At 65.2% G+C, this 20036-nt stretch carries 19 protein-coding genes; 12 read left to right on the top strand and 7 right to left on the bottom strand.

Annotated elements, in window-relative coordinates; genetic code table 11:
* Positions 1–9 precede the first annotated feature (9 nt).
* From ftsY to Q0P59_RS10250, 4 genes are all read left to right on the top strand, one after another.
* On the top strand, positions 10–996 hold the full coding sequence (ftsY, locus tag Q0P59_RS10265; RefSeq protein WP_295006310.1) for a signal recognition particle-docking protein FtsY: 987 nt from the start codon (positions 10–12) through the stop codon (positions 994–996).
* A 90-nt stretch (positions 997–1086) separates the two neighbouring features.
* On the top strand, positions 1087–1740 hold the full coding sequence (locus Q0P59_RS10260) for an ATP-binding cassette domain-containing protein (RefSeq protein ID WP_295006307.1): 654 nt from the start codon (positions 1087–1089) through the stop codon (positions 1738–1740).
* The gene (gene ftsX / locus Q0P59_RS10255) at positions 1737–2636 is read left to right on the top strand and encodes a permease-like cell division protein FtsX (RefSeq protein WP_295006305.1); all 900 of its coding nucleotides are present in this window, start codon (positions 1737–1739) and stop codon (positions 2634–2636) included. The genes Q0P59_RS10260 and ftsX overlap by 4 nt, the downstream gene beginning before the upstream one ends.
* Positions 2629–4248: an FAD-dependent oxidoreductase gene (locus Q0P59_RS10250; RefSeq protein ID WP_295006303.1), complete on the top strand. Its 1620-nt coding sequence runs from the start codon at positions 2629–2631 to the stop codon at positions 4246–4248. The genes ftsX and Q0P59_RS10250 overlap by 8 nt, the downstream gene beginning before the upstream one ends.
* Here the strand turns inward: Q0P59_RS10250 and Q0P59_RS10245 are convergent.
* The 3 genes from Q0P59_RS10245 to Q0P59_RS10235 form a co-directional block, all read right to left on the bottom strand.
* Positions 4233–7343 carry a PhnD/SsuA/transferrin family substrate-binding protein gene (locus tag Q0P59_RS10245; protein ID WP_295006301.1) on the bottom strand — a complete coding sequence of 1037 codons (3111 nt, stop codon included), beginning with the start codon at positions 7341–7343 and terminating at the stop codon, positions 4233–4235. The two genes, Q0P59_RS10250 and Q0P59_RS10245, sit on opposite strands and share 16 nt — an antisense overlap.
* Before the next feature lie 86 nt (positions 7344–7429).
* The gene (locus Q0P59_RS10240) at positions 7430–8647 is read right to left on the bottom strand and encodes a DUF1343 domain-containing protein (RefSeq protein ID WP_295006299.1); all 1218 of its coding nucleotides are present in this window, start codon (positions 8645–8647) and stop codon (positions 7430–7432) included.
* Positions 8644–9183 carry a DOMON-like domain-containing protein gene (locus Q0P59_RS10235; protein WP_295006297.1) on the bottom strand — a complete coding sequence of 180 codons (540 nt, stop codon included), beginning with the start codon at positions 9181–9183 and terminating at the stop codon, positions 8644–8646. The genes Q0P59_RS10240 and Q0P59_RS10235 overlap by 4 nt, the downstream gene beginning before the upstream one ends.
* 119 nt (positions 9184–9302) lie before the next feature.
* Here Q0P59_RS10235 and Q0P59_RS10230 point away from each other — a divergent pair, with 119 nt between their 5' ends.
* The 5 genes from Q0P59_RS10230 to Q0P59_RS10210 are packed head-to-tail and all read left to right on the top strand — an operon-like array spanning position 9303 to position 13060.
* Positions 9303–10667: a TrpB-like pyridoxal phosphate-dependent enzyme gene (locus tag Q0P59_RS10230; RefSeq protein WP_295006295.1), complete on the top strand. Its 1365-nt coding sequence runs from the start codon at positions 9303–9305 to the stop codon at positions 10665–10667.
* A gap of 4 nt (positions 10668–10671) precedes the next feature.
* Positions 10672–11415: an SPOR domain-containing protein gene (locus Q0P59_RS10225; RefSeq protein WP_295006293.1), complete on the top strand. Its 744-nt coding sequence runs from the start codon at positions 10672–10674 to the stop codon at positions 11413–11415.
* Positions 11412–12035 (top strand): dephospho-CoA kinase, encoded by a 624-nt coding sequence (gene coaE, locus Q0P59_RS10220; RefSeq protein WP_295006291.1) that lies wholly within the window; start codon positions 11412–11414, stop codon positions 12033–12035. The genes Q0P59_RS10225 and coaE overlap by 4 nt, the downstream gene beginning before the upstream one ends.
* A gap of 60 nt (positions 12036–12095) precedes the next feature.
* The gene (gene zapD, locus Q0P59_RS10215) at positions 12096–12854 is read left to right on the top strand and encodes a cell division protein ZapD (protein WP_295006289.1); all 759 of its coding nucleotides are present in this window, start codon (positions 12096–12098) and stop codon (positions 12852–12854) included.
* Positions 12854–13060 (top strand): DNA gyrase inhibitor YacG, encoded by a 207-nt coding sequence (locus Q0P59_RS10210; RefSeq protein ID WP_295006286.1) that lies wholly within the window; start codon positions 12854–12856, stop codon positions 13058–13060. Before zapD ends, Q0P59_RS10210 begins: the two co-directional genes overlap by 1 nt.
* Positions 13061–13106: 46 nt before the next feature.
* On the opposite strand, the gene Q0P59_RS10205 is transcribed toward Q0P59_RS10210, so the two are convergent.
* Positions 13107–14051, bottom strand: coding sequence for a Nudix family hydrolase (locus tag Q0P59_RS10205; RefSeq protein ID WP_295006284.1), 945 nt, complete (start codon positions 14049–14051; stop codon positions 13107–13109).
* Positions 14048–14938, bottom strand: a complete 891-nt coding sequence (locus tag Q0P59_RS10200) for an ATP-binding protein (RefSeq protein WP_295006282.1) — start codon at positions 14936–14938, stop codon at positions 14048–14050. The genes Q0P59_RS10205 and Q0P59_RS10200 overlap by 4 nt, the downstream gene beginning before the upstream one ends.
* Before the next feature lie 46 nt (positions 14939–14984).
* On the opposite strand from Q0P59_RS10200, the gene Q0P59_RS10195 reads away from it, so the two are divergent.
* Both Q0P59_RS10195 and Q0P59_RS10190 read left to right on the top strand, forming a co-directional pair.
* On the top strand, positions 14985–16199 hold the full coding sequence (locus tag Q0P59_RS10195; RefSeq protein ID WP_295006280.1) for a murein transglycosylase A: 1215 nt from the start codon (positions 14985–14987) through the stop codon (positions 16197–16199).
* A 158-nt stretch (positions 16200–16357) separates the two neighbouring features.
* The gene (locus Q0P59_RS10190) at positions 16358–17560 is read left to right on the top strand and encodes an ammonium transporter (protein WP_295006278.1); all 1203 of its coding nucleotides are present in this window, start codon (positions 16358–16360) and stop codon (positions 17558–17560) included.
* A gap of 323 nt (positions 17561–17883) precedes the next feature.
* On the opposite strand, the gene Q0P59_RS10185 is transcribed toward Q0P59_RS10190, so the two are convergent.
* The gene (locus Q0P59_RS10185; RefSeq protein ID WP_295006276.1) at positions 17884–18381 is read right to left on the bottom strand and encodes a hypothetical protein; all 498 of its coding nucleotides are present in this window, start codon (positions 18379–18381) and stop codon (positions 17884–17886) included.
* Between the two features lie 229 nt (positions 18382–18610).
* The gene (locus Q0P59_RS10180) at positions 18611–18916 is read right to left on the bottom strand and encodes an antibiotic biosynthesis monooxygenase (protein WP_295006275.1); all 306 of its coding nucleotides are present in this window, start codon (positions 18914–18916) and stop codon (positions 18611–18613) included.
* Between the two features lie 136 nt (positions 18917–19052).
* Here Q0P59_RS10180 and Q0P59_RS10175 point away from each other — a divergent pair, with 136 nt between their 5' ends.
* Positions 19053–19904 carry a hypothetical protein gene (locus Q0P59_RS10175; RefSeq protein WP_295006273.1) on the top strand — a complete coding sequence of 284 codons (852 nt, stop codon included), beginning with the start codon at positions 19053–19055 and terminating at the stop codon, positions 19902–19904.
* The last annotated feature ends 132 nt before the right edge of the window (positions 19905–20036 follow it).

Genomic DNA, 20036 nt, shown 5'->3' with positions numbered 1-20036 from the left:
AACTTTCCCATGTTCAGTTTCCTGAAAAAATCCTCGTCCGACGCCAAGCCGGAAGCGCCGGCCGCCGCCGCTCCCGCCGAGGCCCCCAAACCCTCGTGGCGCGAGCGCCTGTTCCAGGGGCTGGCCAAGACCCGCGCCCAGTGGGGCGGCAAGCTCAAAACCATCTTCTCGCGCGGCAAGGTCGACGACGAACTGCTGGAAGAGCTGGAAACCCTGCTGCTGACCAGCGATGTCGGCATCGAGGCGACCACCCACCTGCTCGACGAGCTGAAGAAGGCCGCCAAGCGCGACAAGCTGGAAACGCCGGAGGCGATCCAGAAGGCGCTGGCCGACGCGCTGCTGGCAACGCTCAAGCCGCTCGAGCAGCCGCTCGACTTCACCACCCACAAGCCCTACGTGATCATGATCGCCGGCGTGAACGGCGCCGGCAAGACGACGTCGATCGGCAAGCTGGCCAAGTATTTCCAGACCCAGGGCAAGACCGTCCTGCTGGCCGCCGGCGACACCTTCCGCGCCGCCGCCCGCGAGCAGCTGCAAACCTGGGGCGAGCGCAACAACGTCACGGTCATCGCCCAGGAGTCCGGCGACCCGGCGGCGGTGATCTACGACGCCATCGCCGCCGCCAAGGCGCGCGGCATCGACATCGTGCTGGCCGATACGGCCGGCCGCCTGCCGACGCAGCTGCACCTGATGGAGGAAATCGCCAAGGTGCGCCGCGTGATCCAGAAGATCGAGCCGGAAGGCCCGCACGAAACCCTGCTCGTCCTCGACGCCAACATCGGCCAGAACGCCCTGCAGCAGGTCAAGGCCTTCGACAAGGCGATCAATGTGACCGGCCTGGTCCTCACCAAGCTCGACGGCACGGCCAAGGGCGGCGTGGTGCTCGGCATCGCCCGGCAGTGCCCGAAGCCGATCCGCTTCATCGGCGTCGGCGAACAGATCGACGACCTCCGCCCCTTCTCGGCCAAGGACTTCGTCGATGCCCTGTTTGAGTAAGGCAGTTGCTGGTTGCCAGTCATTAGTCGCTAGCAACCCCATGAACCACATGCCAGCTAACAGCTAGTAACTAACGACTACCGACCAAGAATGATTGAAGCCAGCAATCTGACCAAGCGCTATCCGGGCGGCCTCGAGGCCGTCAAGGATGCGAGCTTCCGCATCGATGCGGGCCAGATGGTCCTCATCACCGGCCATTCCGGCGCCGGCAAGACGACGCTGGTCAAGCTGGTGTCGACCATCGAACGGCCGACCTCGGGAAGCCTGGTGGTCAACGGCCAGAACCTGACGGCCCTGCGGCGCAGCGCCATGCCGCACGTGCGCCGGCATTTCGGGATGGTCTTCCAGGACCAGAAGCTGCTGTTCGATCGCAGCGCCCTCGACAATGTGCTGCTGCCGCTGCAGATCGCCGGCTTGCCGCATCGCGAGGCGGTGCGCCGGGGCCAGGCGGCGCTCGACAAGGTCGGCCTGCTGGCGCGCGAGAAGGCCAACCCGATCGCCCTGTCCGGCGGCGAACAGCAGCGCCTGGCGATCGCCCGCGCGGTGGTCAACCGGCCGACCGTGCTGATCGCCGACGAGCCGACCGGCAACCTCGACAGCGAATCGGCCGCCGAAATCCTCGAAATCTTCGCCGACTTTCATCGCGTCGGCGTCACCGTCGTCGTCGCCACGCACGACCAGACCTGGATCGAGCGCTACCACCCCAACGTGCTGCGCCTGGACCACGGGAGGGTCGTCGCATGAACGCCTGGTTCTCCCAACACCGCGCCGCGCTCGGGCTGGCCTTCCGCCGCCTGCTCGCCTCGCCCCTCAACACGCTGCTGTCGCTGCTCGTCATCGGCATTGCGCTGACCCTGCCGGCCTTCGGCTACGTCGTCCTCGACAACCTGCGCGATCTCGGGCGCAACGCCACCGGCGTGCAGCAGATCAGCTTGTTCCTGAGCCTGGAGGCGGGCAAGAAGGATGTGGCTGAAATCGAAAATCGCCTGCGTTCGGCGTCGGCCGGCAAGTGGCGCTTCGTGCCCCGGGAGGAGGCGCTGAAACGCATGCAGGCCAGCGATGGGATGGCCGAGATCGTCGCCAGCCTGCCGCGCAACCCCTTGCCCGACGCCTTTGTCGTCGAGCCGAAGAACACCGAGCCGGAAGCGCTGGAAATCATGCGCAAGGAAATCGCCGGCTGGCCCAGGGTCGCCCACGTCCAGCTCGATTCGGCCTGGGTCAAGCGCTTCGATGCCTTCCTGCGCCTCGGCAAGCTGGCGCTGTGGATGCTCGCCGGCCTGTTCGCCGCCGGCCTGGTCGCCGTCACCTTCAACACCATCCGCCTGCAGGTCATGGCCCAGTCGGCCGAGATCGAGGTGGCGCGGATGATTGGCGCAACCGACGGCTTCATCCGCCGGCCGTTCTACTACTTCGGCGCCCTGCAGGGCGCGCTGGGCGGCTTGCTGGCCGCCGGGCTGGTGGTCGGCGGCCTCTACCTGCTGGCGGCGCCGATCGCCGAACTGGCGGCGCTCTACGGCAGCGCCTTCGCCTTCCGCCAGCCCGCCGTCGGCGAGGTGGCCGTGCTGGCCGGCCTGGGCGCGCTCCTCGGCTGGCTGGGGGCGCAGCTTTCGGTCAGCCTGTCGTTGCGGAAATTTGACTAGCCGACGGGAGTTCCTGGCTACGGTCGGGGCTGCCGCCCTGGCCGGTTGCGTTCCCGCCGGAAAACCGCCGCTGCCGCCGGGCGAACTGCTCGGCATGAACCTGGCGCGCGGCCATCGTCTGCGCGATGCGACGCTGCCGCCACCGACGGCGACCCGGCAAACCGGGGTCCTGATCGTCGGCGGCGGCATCTCGGGCCTGGCCGCCGGATGGTGGCTGGCGCGCCACGGCTACGACGATTTCACGGTGCTGGAGATGGACGAGGTCCCAGGGGGGAACTCGCGGGGCGGGCAATCGGCGACGCACGCCTATCCGTGGGGCGCCCACTACCTGCCCCTGCCCGGCACGGAAGCTGCACTCGTGCGGGAGCTGCTGGCCGAGCTGGGCGTCTTGCAGGGCGACCCGGGCGCGCCGAGGCCGCTCTACGACGAGCGCTACCTGTGCGCCACGCCGCAGGAGCGGGTCTACCGCAACGGCCTATGGGAGGAAGGGCTGCTCCCGCATCGCGGCCTGGATGCCGGCGAGCGCGCCGAACAGCAACGCTTTCACGCGCGGATGGACGAACTGAAGCGCCTGCGGGGGCGCGACGGCCGTCGCGTCTTTGCCCTGCCCATGGCGCTGTCCAGCGCGGATGCCGAATGGCGTGCGCTGGACCGCCTGTCTTTCCGGCAGTGGCTGCTCGACAACGGGTTCACGGCGCCGACGCTGCATTGGCTGGCCAATTACGCCTGCCGCGACGATTACGGTTGCGATTACGCGCAGACCTCGGCCTGGGCCGGCCTGCATTACTTTGTCTGCCGCAACGGCGAAGCCGGCAATGCAGCCGGTGATACCGTCCTGACCGCGGCCGACGGCAACGGCTGGCTGGTGCGCGGCCTGGCAAAAACCGTCGGCGAACGCCTGCTCTGCGGCGCCGCGGTGGCCCGCATCGCGGAGGGCGGGGCGGGCGTCAGCGCCGATGTCCGGGTTGGCGACGCTGTCGTGCGCTACCAGGCCCGGCAGCTGATCTGGGCGGCGCCGGCGTTCGTCTTGCCCCACGTCTGGCCGGCGTTGCCGGACGAGCTGAAGGCGGCGGCCCGGGCCGGCGACTACGCGCCCTGGCTGACCGCCAACCTGCATCTGTCGGCGTTGCCGGAAGAGCGTTACGGGGCGCCGCCGGCGTGGGACAACGTGTTCTACGACAGTCCGGGGCTGGGCTACGTGACGGCCAGCCATCAACTGCTGCGTCGCCACCAGGGCGGAACGGTCTTCACCTACTACCGGGCGCTCAACGAGGTGGCCCCGGCCGAGGGGCGGCGCCTGCTGCTGGACACGCCGCGCGAGGCTTGGGCCGAGGGCATCCTGGCCGAACTCGAGCGGGTGCATCCGGATATCCGCCGCCTGGCCACGCGCCTCGACGTCTTTCGCAACGCGCACGCCATGCGCCGCCCGGTACCCGGCGCACTGTTCGGCGGCGAGCGCGAGTCGCTGGCGAATTTCCGGCATCCGCGCATTTTCCTGGCGCATGCCGACCTGTCGGGCTTTTCGCTGTTCGAGGAGGCGCAGTATCGCGGCGTGGTCGCGGCCGGGCGGGTGCTGGCGCAGGCCGGGCGGCCCGCTCAGATGCCGAGCTGACGCAGCAGCAGCGACTTCAGTTCGGGCGGTTCCACGGGTTTGGTCAGGAAATCGTTCATGCCGGCCGCCAGGCAACGCTCGCGGTCCTCGGCGAAAGCATTGGCGGTCATCGCGACGATGGGCAGCAGCATGAACTCCGGCATCGCCCGGATGCGTTGCGTGGCTTCCAGCCCGTCCATTTCCGGCATCTGCATGTCCATCAGCACCAGGTCGTAGGGCTGGCGCTGGATCAGTTCGATGGCCTGTATGCCATTGCCGGCGGTATCGGCGGTGACGCCCAGTTCGGCGAGCAGTTCGCGGGCGATTTCCTGGTTGATGAACTCATCCTCGACGATCAGGACATGGCGGCCGGCCAGCGTGGAGTGGACGGCCTCCGGGGTGAGTCCGGCAATGGTCGAGCGCAGCGACTCCAGGGCTTCGTCATTGGGTTTCAGCTGGGCGGTGAACCAGAAGCGGCTGCCCCGGCCGACCTGGCTGTCAACGCCGACCGTGCCGCCCATCAGTTCGGCCAGGCGGCGGGTGATCGCCAGGCCGAGGCCGGTGCCGCCGAACTTGCGGCTGGTCGAACTGTCGGCCTGCTCGAAATTCCCGAACAGGCGCCCGATGGATTCTTCCGGAATGCCCGGGCCGGTGTCCTCGACCTCGAAGCGGATCTCGACCCGGTCGTCGCTCTCGGAGACGCGCCTGGCGCGGATGGCGATCTGCCCTTGTTCGGTGAACTTGATGGCGTTGCCGACAAAGTTGATCAGGCACTGCGAGATGCGGGTCGGGTCGCCGATCAGCGAATGCCTGAACTCGTCGGACTCGATCCGCAGGTCCAGCCCTTTCTCGCGGGCGCGTTCGCCGAGCACGGAAACGACACGGGACAGGATGCTCCGGATGTCGACCGTCGTTTCGTCGAGGACCAGCTTGCCGGCTTCGATCTTCGAGATGTCGAGAATGTCGTTGATGACGGCCAGCAGGTGTTGCGAGGCGGAGTCGATCTTGTCCAGGCGGTCGAGCTGTTCGAGTGTCGGCGCATCGCGGCGCAGCAGGTGGACCATGCCCAGCACGGCATTGAGCGGGGTGCGGATCTCGTGGCTCATGTTGGCCAGGAAGGCGCTCTTCGAGCGGCTGGAGGCTTCGGCGCCGAGGCGGGCGACCTCGAGCTGCTCGGTTCGCTGCCGGACCTGCGCTTCCAGATGGTTGCGGTGCAGTTCCAGCTCGCGCGTGATGCGCTGGCTTTCGCGGATGTCGGAGAAGGCCGTGACGGCCCCGACGATGGCGCCATCGCGGCTGATGGCCGAGACGGTGACGCGGGCGGGAAAGCCGCTGCCGTCCTTGCACCAGAAGTAGTCGTCGTTGCGTCGGGTCTGTCCGTCCCGGATGGTTTGCCGCAGCGCGCATTCGGCGAGCGGGAACGGCGCTCCGTCGGCGCGGTGGTGATGGAATAGGGCATGCGTGTCGCGGCCGATGACCTCGTCTTCCCGGAAGCCGAGCAGGGCCAGCCCGGCCGGATTGATGAAGGTGCAGATGCCGTTGCTGTCGGTGCCATACACGCCTTCGCCCAGCGTGCGCAGGATCATCTGCTGTTTCGATTCGCTGTGCAGGAGGGCCCGCTCGGTACGCGACAGCTCGCTCAGGTCGATGTCCAGGCAGTACAGCATCGGCCCGGGGTCGGCCGTGTCGACGACGGCATGGCTGGAATAGACGTCGATCGGGCTGCCATCCTTGCGCATCAGGGTCAGCCGGCTGGCGGGAATGCCGGTCTTGTTGTCGTGCATCCAGCGTACGGCCTTCAGGGCATCGCTGCGCATGGCGGGCGGGATGATCAGGTCGAACAGCGACTTGCCCACCGCTTCCTCCGCGGTGTAGCCGTAGATGTTTTCCGAGGCATGGTTCCAGTAGTGGATGGTGCCATCCGGCATATAGGCCTGGATGGCCAGGGCGTCGACATTCTCGAAAATCGTGCGGAAGCGGTTTTCGGCGGCGACCACCTTGCTCATGGCCTGGGCGGTCAGGGCGCGCTCGGTTTTCAGCTTGCGGACGCTGCGCAACAGGCTGAGCACGGCCAGCACCATGCCGAGCAGGCCGCTGACGGTCGCGATGGCGATCTCGATGCCATAGCGCCGGGTGACATCGAGCCAGGTGAATTGCGGTGGGCTGTCGAAAGGCGGGAGACGGAATTGTCGCATCAGCCGGTCGACCGGGCGGTAGTCGCCGGGAACCGTGAAACCTCTGATCTGCGCGGCTTGCGCCACGGGGCTGTCGGCCGGCAGGGAAAGGAGGGCGGCGGCCACCTGTCGGGCCAGGTCGTCGTCGGTCCACGGCATGGCGGCAACCGGCCATTCGGGGTGGAGCCGGGTCGACAGTGCAAGCGGGTAGCGGTCGGCGGGTTGGCGGTTGATGACGCGGATGTGCGCCAGGTCGAGCTTGTTTTCCCGCTGCATGCTTTCGATGACGCCGGTGCGGACAAAGGCGGCATCCACCCGGCCGGCGATCAATTCCTCGACGGCCTTGTCCTGAGGCAGGCCGGTTTCGACGATCTGCGCATCCTGCGGCAATTCGACGCCGATAAGATGGAGTTCGTAGGCCTGCATCAGGTAGCTGCCGAGCGAGGAGCGGCTGCTTGCCGCGATGCGCTTGCCGCGCAGGTCGCCGAGGCGCTGGATGTCGCGGCGGTCGCTGCGGCTCAAGATGACGCCGCCGAAAGTCCCGAGATGGGTGTCGCCGCCGACCCGTTCGACCAGGGTGGCTAGCGGCGACAGCAAATCCTGTTCCTGGGCCAGCTGGACGTAATGAACCGGTTGCATGAAGACGAAGTCGATCTGCTTGTTCCTTACGGCATCGGCGAGCTCCGGGTAGCGCAAGGGAAGCAGAACGAGCGGCCGGTTTGGCCGCGTGCTGTTGAGATAGTCGATCAGCGGTTGCCAGCGCGCCGCGGTTTCAGGAGCCGGTCGGTAGGCCAGCACGCCAAAGCGGGCCGGCGCTGGCGCGGCGGGAGGGGGCGCGGCGCTGTCGTCCCCCGTCGCGGCGCCCATGCCCAGGCACAGCAGGATCGCCGCGCCGATGCGGTATAGCCGGTTTTCCGGAAGGAAGCAGTAACGATGGGCCACGCCAGCCTCGTGTCGATATGACGGTCAACCTCGATATGTCATATTAGCAACAATTGATGCTGCGGTGGCTGTCGCGCTGCGAAATCCTAGCGATAGCGCAGATGGGCGTCGCGCGCCGCGCACCAGGCGGCCTCGTCGGCTGCGGCCGGGCGCTCGAGGTCGTCCGGGCCTGCCGCCGCATCGTCGACCCACGCGCGCAGCAGCGGTGAGCCGTTGATCAGGTCGATGGCCAGGCGGTCGAATTCGTATTCGTAGCCGAAATCGCGCCACAGCGGGTATTCCGGGTAGAGCCGGCGGATCGCCTTGAAGGCGAGCGTCTGGATACGCCAGGGCTTGAACGCGGCGTGGTCGTAGTAGGGGCCTTCGCAGTGAATCTGCACGCCGTGGTTGAGCTGGCCGGCATGCTTGTGGAAGGTCGGCTCGAACCAGGTTTCGCGCAGCTTGCAGCCGGCCAGCCAGTGCGGGGCGAAGGCCTGCATGTCGGCGATGACGGCGCGGGCGTCGATGTCCGGCGCGCCGAACAGCTCCAGCGGCCGCGTCGTGCCGCGGCCTTCGCTCAGCGTCGTGCCTTCGAGCAGCACGGTGCCGGCGTAGGCGCGCGCCATCCACAGGTTGGGGGCGTTCGGGCTGGGGTTGATCCAGGTCCGCTCGCCGAGCGGCCAGCCGTGGCCGGGGGCGGCGTCGGGCTGCCAGCCGCGCATTTCGATGACGCGGTAGTCGATGTCGAGGCCCAGTTCCTTGATGAACCAGTCGCCCAGCTCGCCCATGGTCAGGCCGTGGCGCATCGGCATCGGCCCGGCGCCGACGAAGCTTTCCCAGCCGGCGCGCAGGGTCAGGCCCTCGACCGGCCGGCCGGCCGGGTTGGGGCGGTCGAGCACCCAGACGCTCTTGCCGTGCGCGGCGGCCGCTTCGAGCACGTAGCGCAGCGTGGTGATGAAGGTGTAGATGCGGCAGCCGAGGTCCTGCAGATCGACCAGCAGCACGTCGAAGCTGTCCATCATCGCGGCGGTCGGCCGGCGCACTTCGCCGTACAGGCTGAAGATCGGGATGCCGAATTGCGGATCGACGAAATCGGGCGATTCGACCATGTTGTCCTGCTTGTCGCCCTTGATCCCGTGCTGCGGGCCGAAGGCGGCGCTGAGCTTGAGGTCGGGCAGGGCGGCCAGGGCGTCCAGGCTGTGCGTCAGGTCGGCGGTGACCGAGGCCGGGTGGGCGAGCAGGGCGATGCGGCGGCCAGCGAGGGGGCGGCGCAGTTCGGGCTCGGCGAGCAGTCGGTCGATGCCGAACAGGATGGAAGAGGTCATGGGCGGTTCAGGTGCAGAGTGAAACTGTCGCGAAGATGGAAGTCGGGTTGCTCGGCGCAATGGCGCAAGGCCCAGTAGCTCTTGTCGCCGGCCAGGGTTTCGACGACGACGGTCAGGCCGAGTTCGAGGCCGGTGGCGGCGGGCAGCAGGCTGGCCGGAATGTCGGCGAGCAGCCGGAGGCAGTCGCCAGCGGCGTGCAGCGCGACGACGGGATGTGCCGCCGGCCGCCAGGCCAGGTCGCGCTGCCGGTAAGCGGCGAAGCGATAGGCTGCCCAGCGGGACGACGGCGAGAAATTGAATTCGCGGTAGGCCGGCTCGCCGGCGACGGCGACGAAGGCCTCGCAGCAGGTATGCTGCCACAAGCCGTCGGCGGCTTGCGGAGCCTCCGGGGGCGGCAGGCGAAGCGTGTCTATGGCGCCGTGCAGCCGGTATTCCAGGCGCAATCCGTGGTCGGCCGTCCAGGCGGCTGCCGCCGCGACGGAAATCCCGGATGGCATGTTGTTGGCGGCATGGTGGAGCAGGGAATGGAAGGTCACGCGGGGCGGCTGTTTCGGGCAAAAATCAGGCGCTACTTTACCCGCTTCACCCTTGGTCGGGGCAGGGTTTTGGGTTAATTTACCGCCTTTGCGGACCGCTCCGCAGGGAGAGAGAAAAAATGACACCGCTGCGTATCAACCTCGAACAAGAAGAAATCCCCACCCACTGGTACAACGTCGTCGCCGACATGACCAACCCGCCGGCGCCACCGCTCGGCCCGGATGGCAACCCGGTACCGCCGGAGGCGATGGGGGCGATCTTCCCCGATCCCATCCTCGAGCAGGAAATGTCGGCCGAACGCTGGATCCCGATTCCCGAGGAAGTCCGCCAGATTTACGCCCAGTGGCGCCCGGCCCCGCTCTGCCGCGCCCTGCGCCTGGAGCAGATGCTCGGTACGCCGGCCAAGATTTTCTTCAAGTACGAAGGCGTCTCGCCGGCCGGTTCGCACAAGCCGAACTCCGCCGTGCCGCAGGCCTACTACAACAAGCTGGCCGGCACGAAAAAACTGACGACCGAGACCGGCGCCGGCCAGTGGGGCTCGTCGATCGCTTACGCCGGCCAGATGTTCGGCCTGCCGGTGCGCGTCTATATGGTCAAGGTTAGCTACGGCCAGAAGCCTTTCCGCCGCTCGATGATGCAGACCTGGGGTGCCGAGGTCTTCGCCAGCCCGACCAACCTGACCAACGCCGGCCGCGCCGCGCTGGCCGCCGACCCGGATTGCCAGGGCTCCCTCGGCCTGGCCATTTCGGAAGCCGTCGAGGAAGCGGCGGCCGATCCGAATACCTGCTACACCCTCGGCTCGGTGCTCAACCACGTGCTGCTGCACCAGACGGTGATCGGCCTGGAGGCCAAGAAGCAGTTCGCCAAGATCGGCCTCTACCCGGACGTGATCTTCGGCCCCTGCGGCGGCGGTTCCAGCTTCGGCGGTATCGCCTTCCCCTTCCTCGCCGACAAGGCGGCCGGCGACAAGCGCGCCGCCAACCTGCGCTGCGTCGCCGTCGAGCCGACCTCCTGCCCGACGCTGACCAAGGGCGCCTACACCTACGACTACGGCGATGCCTCCGGCTACACGCCGATCATGAAGATGTACACCCTCGGCCATGACTTCATGCCGCCCGGCATCCACGCCGGCGGCCTGCGCTACCACGGCGATTCGCCGCTGGTCTCGCAGCTCTTCCACGAAAAGCTGCTCGAAGCGGTGGCCGTGCCGCAGGTGGCGACCTTCGAGGCCGGCGTGCAGTTCGCCCGCGCCGAGGGCATAATCCCGGCGCCCGAGTCCTGCCACGCGATCCGCGCCGCCATCGACGAAGCGCTGCGCTGCAAGGCGACCGGCGAGGCCAAGACCATCCTCTTCTGCCTGACCGGCCACGGCCACTTCGACATGGCCTCCTACGACCGCTATTTCTCCGGCCAGCTGGAGGACTACGACTATCCGCAGGAAGCCATCGCCGAGTCGTTGAAGCACCTGCCGAAGGTGGGCTGATCCCGTGAAGCTTCTGGTCTTCCTGCTCGTTCTCGGCAATCTGCTGTTCTACGCTTTCACCGCCGGCTACCTCGGTCATTCGGACAACCCGGATGCCGGCCGGGTCGAGCAGCAGCTCGTGCCGGAGCGCCTGCGCATCGTCTCGCGCGGCGAGGCGCCTGCCGCGCCGCCTCCGGCCAAGCCCGAGCCGGCGCCGCTTCCCGAGAGCGAGGCCGCCAGGCCGGAAGCCGCACCGGAGCCCGACAGCAAGGCGGAAGCGCCCAAGGAAGCCGCAACGGAAAAGCCGGGCGCCCCGGTCTGCGTGGCCTGGCGACAACTGACCCCGGCCGAGGCCGACAAGGTGACGGCGATGATGGGCAAGCGCTTTGCCGAATTCAAGCTGAGCCGCAAGGCGACGGCGGCCGAGGGTAACGGCTGGTGGGTCTATATCCCCTCGCTGCCGGGCAAGGCCGAGGCCGACAAGAAGGCCGGGGAATTGCGCGACCTGGGGATCAGCGATTTCTTCATCGTCCAGGACGGCCCGAGCCGGCATGCCATTTCGCTCGGCATCTTCAGTTCCGAGAAGGGCGGCAGCGACCGGCTGGCCGAGCTCAAGGCCAAGGGCGTCCGTTCGGCGGTGTTCGGACCGCGCCCGAGCAAGGAAACGGTCGTCGCCCTGCAGGTGCGCGGCCCGGCCGCCCAGAAGGCGGCGCTCATCGCCGCGGTGGCCGACGCCGTGCAGAAAACCGACGCGCTGGCCTGCAAGTGAGCGGCTATATCGTCGGGCTGACGGGTGGGATCGGCAGCGGCAAGAGCACGGTGGCCGACCTGTTCGTCGCGCAGGGTGCGGCGCTGGTCGATACCGATGCCATCGCGCACGAACTGACGGCGCCCGATGGCGCGGCGATGCCGGCCTTGATCGCCGGCTTCGGGGCGGACATCGCCGACGGCGCGGGAGCCCTCGACCGCGCCGCGATGCGGCGGCGCGTCTTCGCCGATCCGTCGGCGCGGGGGCGGCTCGAGGCGGTCCTGCATCCGCTGATTCGCCGCCTGTCCGACGAGCGCTGCCGGGATGCCGCTGCGCCCTACGTGATCCTGGCAGTGCCGCTGCTCGTCGAGTCGGGCAACTATCGCCAGCGCTGCGACCGGATCGTCGTCGTCGATTGTCCCGAGAGCCTGCAAATCGAGCGCGTCATGGCGCGCAACGGCATGGCGCGCGAGGACGTGGCGGCGATCATGGCGGCCCAGGCCAGCCGGGCGCAACGTCTTGCCGTGGCGGATGATGTCGTGCTCAACGATGGCGAAACTACAAAAATTTACCCACAAGTGCTCGCCTTGCATCAAAAATATCTACGCCTTTCTGCCGAAAAAGTTAAAGCAGGCTGTTGAGATTTGCCTGCAAATAGCTCAGAATAAACAAAATTTCCGTCTTTTCGGGCCATCCTTCGCGTGATCACCTACGAATATCCGTTCAACGAGCGCATCCGCACATTGCTGCGTCTCGAGGATTTGTTCGAGAAAGCCGCGTATTTCACGCAGGAAGAAGGCGCACTGGAGCACCATGCGGCCCTGGTGTCGCTGTTCGAGATTCTCGAAGTCGCCGGGCGTGCCGACCTGAAGATGGACCTGATCCAGGAACTCGAGCGCCAGCGCCAGACGCTGCTCGCCTTCCGCAATAACCCCGACATTTCCGAAGAGGCGCTGTCCGGCGCGCTCTACGAAATCGAGCAGTCGTCGGCGGCCTTGCTCGGCATGCACGGCAAGATCGGCCAATACCTGCGCGAGAACGACTGGCTGATGAGCATCAAGAGCCGTGCCGTGATTCCCGGCGGGGTCTGCGAATTCGATCTGCCGTCCTACCACTGGTGGCTGCACCGCCCGCTCGAAACGCGGCGCGATGCGCTGGAAGCCTGGACCAAGCCGATGCTGCCGCTGCGCGATGCGGCGGCCATCGTGCTGCGCCTGTTGCGCTCCAGCGGCCGCCCGAAGAACTACACCGCGGCGCTCGGCCAGTTCCAGCTCAACCTCGGCGGTTCGGCGGCGCAGATGGTGCGCGTCTCGCTCGCCGTCGACGAGCAGGCGATTCCCGAAGTCAGCGCCAACAAGTATTTCCTGAACATCCGCTTCACCAAGCCGCCGGCCGGCGAAATCAAGGCCCGGGGCTGCGAGCGCGATGTCGCCTTCGACCTCACCTTCTGTAATCTCTGATGGCCGCACGCAAGGTCCGCTGTCCGCAATGCGGTGAGGACGCGCTCTGGGCGCCGGAAAACCTGTGGCGCCCGTTCTGTTCCGAGCGCTGCAAGCAGATCGATCTCGGTTGCTGGGCCAGCGAGTCCTATCGCATCGAGAGCCAGGGCGGCGACGACGAGGCGGGGGCGCCCGGCCTCGAGTTCCCGGACACGCCGACCCGCTGATTTGCGGCGTGGCCCGTCGCGGGCCGCCGCCGACCTTTCACGATTGTCACCATCCGCGCATCAGGGCGATGCCGTGCGCGCCGTTTTCCTGCGCGCCGGGCAGCATCTCCGGCCGCATGCCGCCCAGGGCGAAGACCGGCAGCGTATTGCCGCTGAGCAGGCGGCCGAATTCCGCCCAGCCGATGCCCTTGGCTTCCGGGTGGGTCGGCGTCGGCAGGACCGGCCCGAGCAGGGCGTAGTCGAGGCCGAGCTCGCCGGCCCGGGCGATTTCCGCGGCCGTATGGCAGGAGGCGCCGACCCAGGCGAAATCCGGGCGCTCGCTCGATCCGGCCAGCCGGGCGGCCGACAGGTGCAGTCCGTCGGCGCCGACGCGGCGCGCGATGTCCGCGTCGTCGTTGATGACGACCAGCGCGCCATGGCTGTGCGCCAGCCGGCACACGGTTTCGGCAAACCACAGGCGTTGCGCCGGGGGCCAGCCCTTGTCCCTGACCTGGACCAGGCGCAGGCCGCCGAGCAGGGCTTCTTCCAGGCGCTCGAGCTGGCGTTCCGTGCCCTCGCTTTCGGCCATCGTGATGGCCATCGTCGTCGGCAGGGACAGGGCTTTCAGGATGGGATCGTTGGCTGGCAGGATGGGGGCGACGCTGGCCGGCCGGCCGACCGGCAGCCAGTCGACGGCCGAATGCTCGAGCGGCGCCGTGATGCCGATTTCGCCGTCCCAGGCGGTGACGCGCCAGAAGTTGAGGCGGACGGTGGCGTGCGGGTAGGTGAAGACGCGGGTCAGCCACGGCGAGCAGGCGGTCACGGTGATGCCGAGTTCTTCCTGCAGTTCGCGGATCAGCGCCTGGCGCACCGTTTCGCCCGGCTCGACCTTGCCGCCGGGAAACTCCCAGTAACCGGCGTAGACCTTGCCTTCCGGGCGCTGGGCGAGCAGAAATTCGCGGCCGTCGGCGCGCAGCATCACGGCAGCGGCGACTTCGACGATGGCGCTCACCGGGTTTTCTTCCGCGCGGGTTTCTGGCGCCCGGCCAAGTCCTTGGCAAACTGCCAGGCGACGCGGCCCGAGCGCGAACCGCGGCCGAGCGACCAGTTCAGCGCCTCGCGCTCGCTGGCGGCGATCACTTCCGGGGCCACACCCAGTTCGCGCGCCCAGTGCTGGAAGACGGCGAGATAGTCGTCCTGGCTGAACGGGTAGAAGGAAATCCACAGGCCGAAGCGGTCCGACAGCGACACCTTTTCCTCGGTCGTGTCACCGGGGCGGATTTCGTCGTTGACCGTGTGTGTTTCGAGATTTTCCGAGAAATACTCGGGCATCAGGTGGCGCCGGTTCGAGGTGGCGTAGATCAGCACGTTGTCCGGCGGCGCCGCGATGGAGCCGTCGAGAACCGATTTCAGCGCCTTGTACGAGGTTTCGCCGGCCTCGAACGACAGGTCGTCGCAGAAGATGATGAACTTCTCCGGGCGGCCTTCGAGCAGGTCGAGAATGTCGGACAAGTCGATCAGGTCTTCCTTGTCCACCTCGATCAGACGCAGCCCCCGGTGCGAAAACTCGTTGAGCACGGCCTTGACCAGCGAGGACTTGCCCGAGCCGCGCGAGCCGGTGAGCAGCACGTTGTTGGCGCTGCGGCCGGCGACGAACTGGCGGGTGTTGGCGACGATGCGCTCCTTCTGGTCGTCGATCGTTTCGAGGTCGGCCAGGCGGATCGGGTGCGGGTGGCGGACCGCCTGCAGCCAGCCGCGATGCTGGCTCTTGCGCCAGCGGAAGGCGACGGCGCTCTCCCAGTCGGGGGCGGCCGGCGGCAGGGGGAGGGTGGCTTCGAGGCGCCCGAGCACGGCCTCGGCACGAGCGAGCAGGCGTTCCAGATTCAAGGATTCTGTCATGGTGGCAGGTATACTTCGCGGCAAACCGAGAACTCTAGCGAAACCCATGCGAAAAATCCAAACGGCCGCCACTTTAATTTTGGCGCTCCTGGCCGCCTGTTCGACCACGCCGCCGACGCCGGCGCCGCTCGTCTGTCCACCGTGCCCGACCTGCGCAGCCTGCCCGGCCGTCGTGCAGCCTCCTCCGGTCGCCACGCCGGCGCCGTTCGTCCGGACCTTGAGCGCCGCCGCCTGGAGCGACCTGCCGGGCTGGGCGGAGGACGATGTCGCCGCGGCCTGGGCGCCCTTCCTGCAAAGCTGCCGCGGCGTGGCGAGCAAGCCGAACGGGCCGGGCTGGAAACGGGTCTGCGATCTGGCCCGGGCAGCCGATGGCAAGCCGGGCCACCAGCCCCGCCGTTTCTTCGAGCAGCACCTGAAACCCTACGCCGTCTCCAACGGCGACGGGGCCAACGGCCTGGTCACCGGCTACTACGAGCCCCTGCTACGCGGCAGCCGCAACCGGGCCAAGGGCTACGAGCAGCCGGTCCGCGGCGTTCCCGACGACCTGCTGACCATCGATCTGTCTGCCGTCTTCCCGGAGCTGAAGGACAAGCGGGTGCGCGGTCGCCTCGAAGGCAACAAGGTCGTTCCGTATTGGTCGCGCGCCGAAATTTCGGCCAGGGGCGACAAGGTGCCGGGCAAGACCCTGCTCTACGTCGACGATGCGGTGGAACTCTTCTTCCTGCAGGTGCAGGGCTCGGGGCGCGTCCAGCTGGCCGACGGCGGCATGGTGCGCCTGAACTACGCCGACCAGAACGGGCACCCCTATCAATCGATCGGCAAGGCCCTGGTCGAGCGCGGCGAGCTGAAGCTGGAGGAGGCGTCGATGCAGGGCATCCAGGCTTGGGCGCGGGCCAATCCGGCGCGCCTGGACGGGTTGCTCAACGCCAACCCCAGCTATGTCTTCTTCCGCGAGGTGCCGAACAGCAACGACGGGCCGATCGGCGCCCTGGGCGTGCCCCTGACCGCCGAACGCAGCATCGCCATCGATCCGCGCTCGATTGCGCTCGGTTCGCCGGTGTTCCTGGCGACCACCCGGCCGAATACGACGCAGCCGATGAATCGCCTGGTCCTGGCCCAGGATACCGGCGGCGCCATCAAGGGTGCGGTGCGCGCCGACTTTTTCTGGGGTTTCGGCAAGGAGGCCGGCGAGCAGGCCGGTCGCATGAAGCAGGGCGGCCGCATGTGGGTGCTCTTGCCCGCCGAGCTTGCTCCGAAATGAGGCGCGGGCGCACCGATAACGAGCGTGGTACCTGAAATTCGCACCATCATGGTGCGAATTTCGCGCAAATGACTTTGGCAACGCACTGATTTGTAACATTTTTTGCGCACTGGAATGGTGCTTGCTTTTCCGTTCGCCATCTTTGCATTGGGGGTTTCATGGAAGCATATCAATCCGGTAGTAACGTCTTGTTCATCCTGCTCGGCGCCATCATGGTGCTGGCCATGCACGCGGGCTTCGCCTTTCTCGAGGTGGGAACGGTGCGCAAGAAGAACCAGGTCAACGCGCTGGTCAAGATACTGAGCGACTTCGGCGTGTCGACCATCGCCTACTTCTTTGTCGGCTACAGCATTGCCTACGGCGTCAATTTCTTCTCCGGCGTCGAAACCCTGATGGACAAGAACGGTTTTGAACTGACCAAGTTCTTCTTCCTGCTGACCTTCGCCGCGGCCATTCCCGCCATCATTTCCGGCGGCATTGCCGAGCGCGCCAAGTTCCACCCGCAGCTGATCGCCACCTTCATGCTGGTCGGCTTCGTCTATCCGTTCTTCGAGGGCATCGCCTGGAATCAGGCCTTCGGCGTGCAAGCCTGGCTGAAGGCGACCTTCGGCGAAGAGTTCCATGACTTCGCCGGTTCGGTCGTCGTGCATGCCATGGGCGGCTGGATCGCCCTGCCGGCCGTGCTCCTGCTCGGCGCACGCTATGGTCGCTACAGCAAGGACGGCCGCATTTCCGCGCATCCGCCATCCTCGATCCCCTTTCTGGCGCTTGGCGCCTGGATTTTGACCGTCGGCTGGTTCGGCTTCAACGTGATGAGCGCGCAGACCCTGGACAAGATCTCCGGCCTGGTCGCCCTGAATTCGCTGATGGCCATGGTCGGCGGCACCCTGGTCGCCCTGCTGATGGGCAAGAACGACCCCGGCTTCCTGCACAACGGCCCGCTCGCCGGCCTGGTCGCGGTCTGTGCCGGTTCCGACCTGATGCACCCGATTGGGGCGCTGGTTGTCGGCGGCGTGGCCGGCGGCCTGTTCGTGGTGATGTTCACCCTGACCCAGAACCGCTGGAAGATCGACGACGTCCTCGGCGTCTGGCCCCTGCACGGTCTTTGCGGCGCCTGGGGCGGCATCGCGGCCGGCATCTTCGGCACCAAGGCTTTCGGCGGCGCCGGCGGTATCGCCTTCATGCCGCAACTGATCATGACCGCGCTGGCCATCGTCGTCGCCCTGGTCGGCGGCACCATCGTCTATGGCGCCCTGAAGGCGACGCTGGGCCTGCGCCTGGATCAGGAAGAGGAATACCAGGGGGCCGACCTCAGCATCCACAAAATCACCGCGACACCGGAGCGCGAACCGAACTGGTAAGTACCGCTTGATTGTTTGCAGCAAAGTCTGTCGAGTTGTTATTAAGTCTGTCGAAACTGCGTTGCAAAGTTAGTCGATAAAGTGGCCTGGCTACTGAAGTAAGTGAGGCCCAGCAACTGCTGGGCCTTTATTTTGAACTTGAATTTTTCGGCCTTTGCTGATGTTCGACTCCGCGCAATGTGCCGACCGCTGATCAATTCAATGCAGCCCTTTGTGGTGACTACAAAATCCGGGGTGATTCAGCCTGTTGGAGTGAAAGTTGTCTTTGGCATTGGGAATGACATATTGGCCTTGGGTCGTAGTAGCCGGCTTATGGGTACCAACTATGGTCCGGACTCGGCTCGCAGGTATGCATTGCGGATCGCTCGAGCATCTGACAACGCGTGGTGAGGGTTTTCGTCAGGGTGGCGCAGAAAAAACGCCGCCATTTCGTCGTTAAACAAACAGCGTTGCGTGCCATTTGTGAAGTTGTCCGGCGTTTTCAGGAAATGCCAGTTGGCCGAGATTGATTTGCCGACGGAGGTAAAGGTGTTGGTTAGTATCTTCTGATCCCAATCGGAATCGGAGATGAAAACGAAATCTTGACCCAAATTGCTAAGCCAATCAGTCAGCAAGACAACGAAATCAGCCGATGAAATTGGGCGCCGCGATAGCAAAGGTAGAACCGTAGCCTTCACAAAATCATTGCAGGAGTCGACTCTGTATTCGGCCAACTCGGCGTAAAACTGCTCGCCTGATTGGCAAATGAACCCCGCTGAGATCAACGATGCAGAACTGCTCAGGTCTGTGAATTCACAGTCGAAAAAAAGCAGAATGGCCAATTTCTACTCCGTTCTAGGGCTACATTTTTACCCGGCATTCCGAGGGTGTCATTTCTTTAATTCTCGGACCGAACCGGCTAAGACGCCATTAATTTCAAGTAGCCAAGTTCCGCTGTTCGGCCAAAGCAGACCTTAGTTATGGCTGGGCTGAATGACAGCAATCCACCCTGTATCTGCCAATCGAACTTGACTTAGAGAGTCATGAGCTTTCGGCACCTCGAATTGTGAGTTAGCCGCTGATCGCGCCTGGAACTGCCTCATAGTGAGAAACAGTGGGGAAAGGCTCATAATAGTGATGGAGAAGCCGCCGCCATTCCTGATATTCGGGTGACGCACGGAAACCAGTCTCATGAGCCTCAAGGGATAGCCAGCGGACCAAAAGAACGTATTCATCCGGCCGTTCGAGACAACGTTGCAGTTCATGCGACACGTATCCAGGCATTGACGAAATGATGTGTTGAGCCTTGCGAAAAGCTACCTCGAACTCCGCAGCTTGACCGGTTCGGATTTGCAGTGGAGCGACTTCAAGGATCATGGGTGGTGGCAGGAAGTGTGTGACAGGTTACCGTATGGCCCTATTCTCCATGGCTATTAGCAAGGTCACGTTTTGCAGTTATTTTGGGATGAATATAAGCCCAGGGGACTGGCCATGTGTGGGATGGCCCTCATGGATGACCTTGGACCGAGGGCCTGGTGCAATTGTTGATTTGATCAGAGAGATAGAGTTAAGAATCCCAATTCGTGAGCTGGCCCCATCCTTCGCCGGGCAATCAAAGGCAACGGTCGAGTCTTCCCATCCCAGAGATATGAATCTTGAAGGGGCTCCTTCATATGTCCAGAGCAAATTGAATTATTGTCAGCTGGCAGCTCGAGAGATCCGGCGAACCATCAGAGACAATCAATCAATTTTCAGTTTAGATCGCATGACTCCCGCTATGTTAAAGGCTGGGGTTAATCCAACACCTTTAGGAATCTGGAATTATCTGGCGAGTCGATACCGAACAGATGCCCATAACGTTCCATTTGAAGCGGCAGTACGTGCGTTGCTGACGCCCGTGCTGTTTAAAGCTCAAGAGGATGGGGCGTATTTGCATGGTTCCCGCTTCTGCTCCAACAGACTCAGAGAGACTGGGCTTCTAAGGCGTGTTGTAGCAGGCCGGGTCGCTGACGTGACTGGCTATATGTTTGATTTGAGCACTCGCCAGGGATGGGTCGATTTGGCTGGAGAAATCATCGAAGTCGGTGCGGAGTTGCCGCTAAGGGACAGTGACAGCCAGCTTTACATATCACTTCCTGAACTAGCCGAGCTCGGGCGTATCCGGGCTAATCATCGCCGCGAATTTTTTGTTCACCGTGCCGCAGTGAATGCTGAGCAAAGGGAAGCATTTCATGTAGAGACAGGGATGGAATGGGATTCTGGAAGCCGAAAAGCCGGAAAACCGAAGCGAAATTCGTTGGCTGCATCTCAAGAATTCGCTGCAACGTCAGAAATTGTTAATGGGCGGAAAAGGAAGAAGGGATGACAGCTCTCAGCCCATGGTGTGAGCGATATCGCTATCTAATCGAAGAGTCTGAAGTTCGACGCCTTTCCGGTTACACCCGGGCGTGTCCGGAATTTTGTGTAAACGGGGTTTGAGTTAAACGTTGTTCATCCG

The sequence above is a fragment of the uncultured Dechloromonas sp. genome, assembly GCF_945957265.1.
GTDB lineage: Bacteria > Pseudomonadota > Gammaproteobacteria > Burkholderiales > Rhodocyclaceae > Azonexus.
Note: the sequence above shows the minus strand (reverse complement) of the source record. Positions and strands in the feature narration are given on the sequence as shown.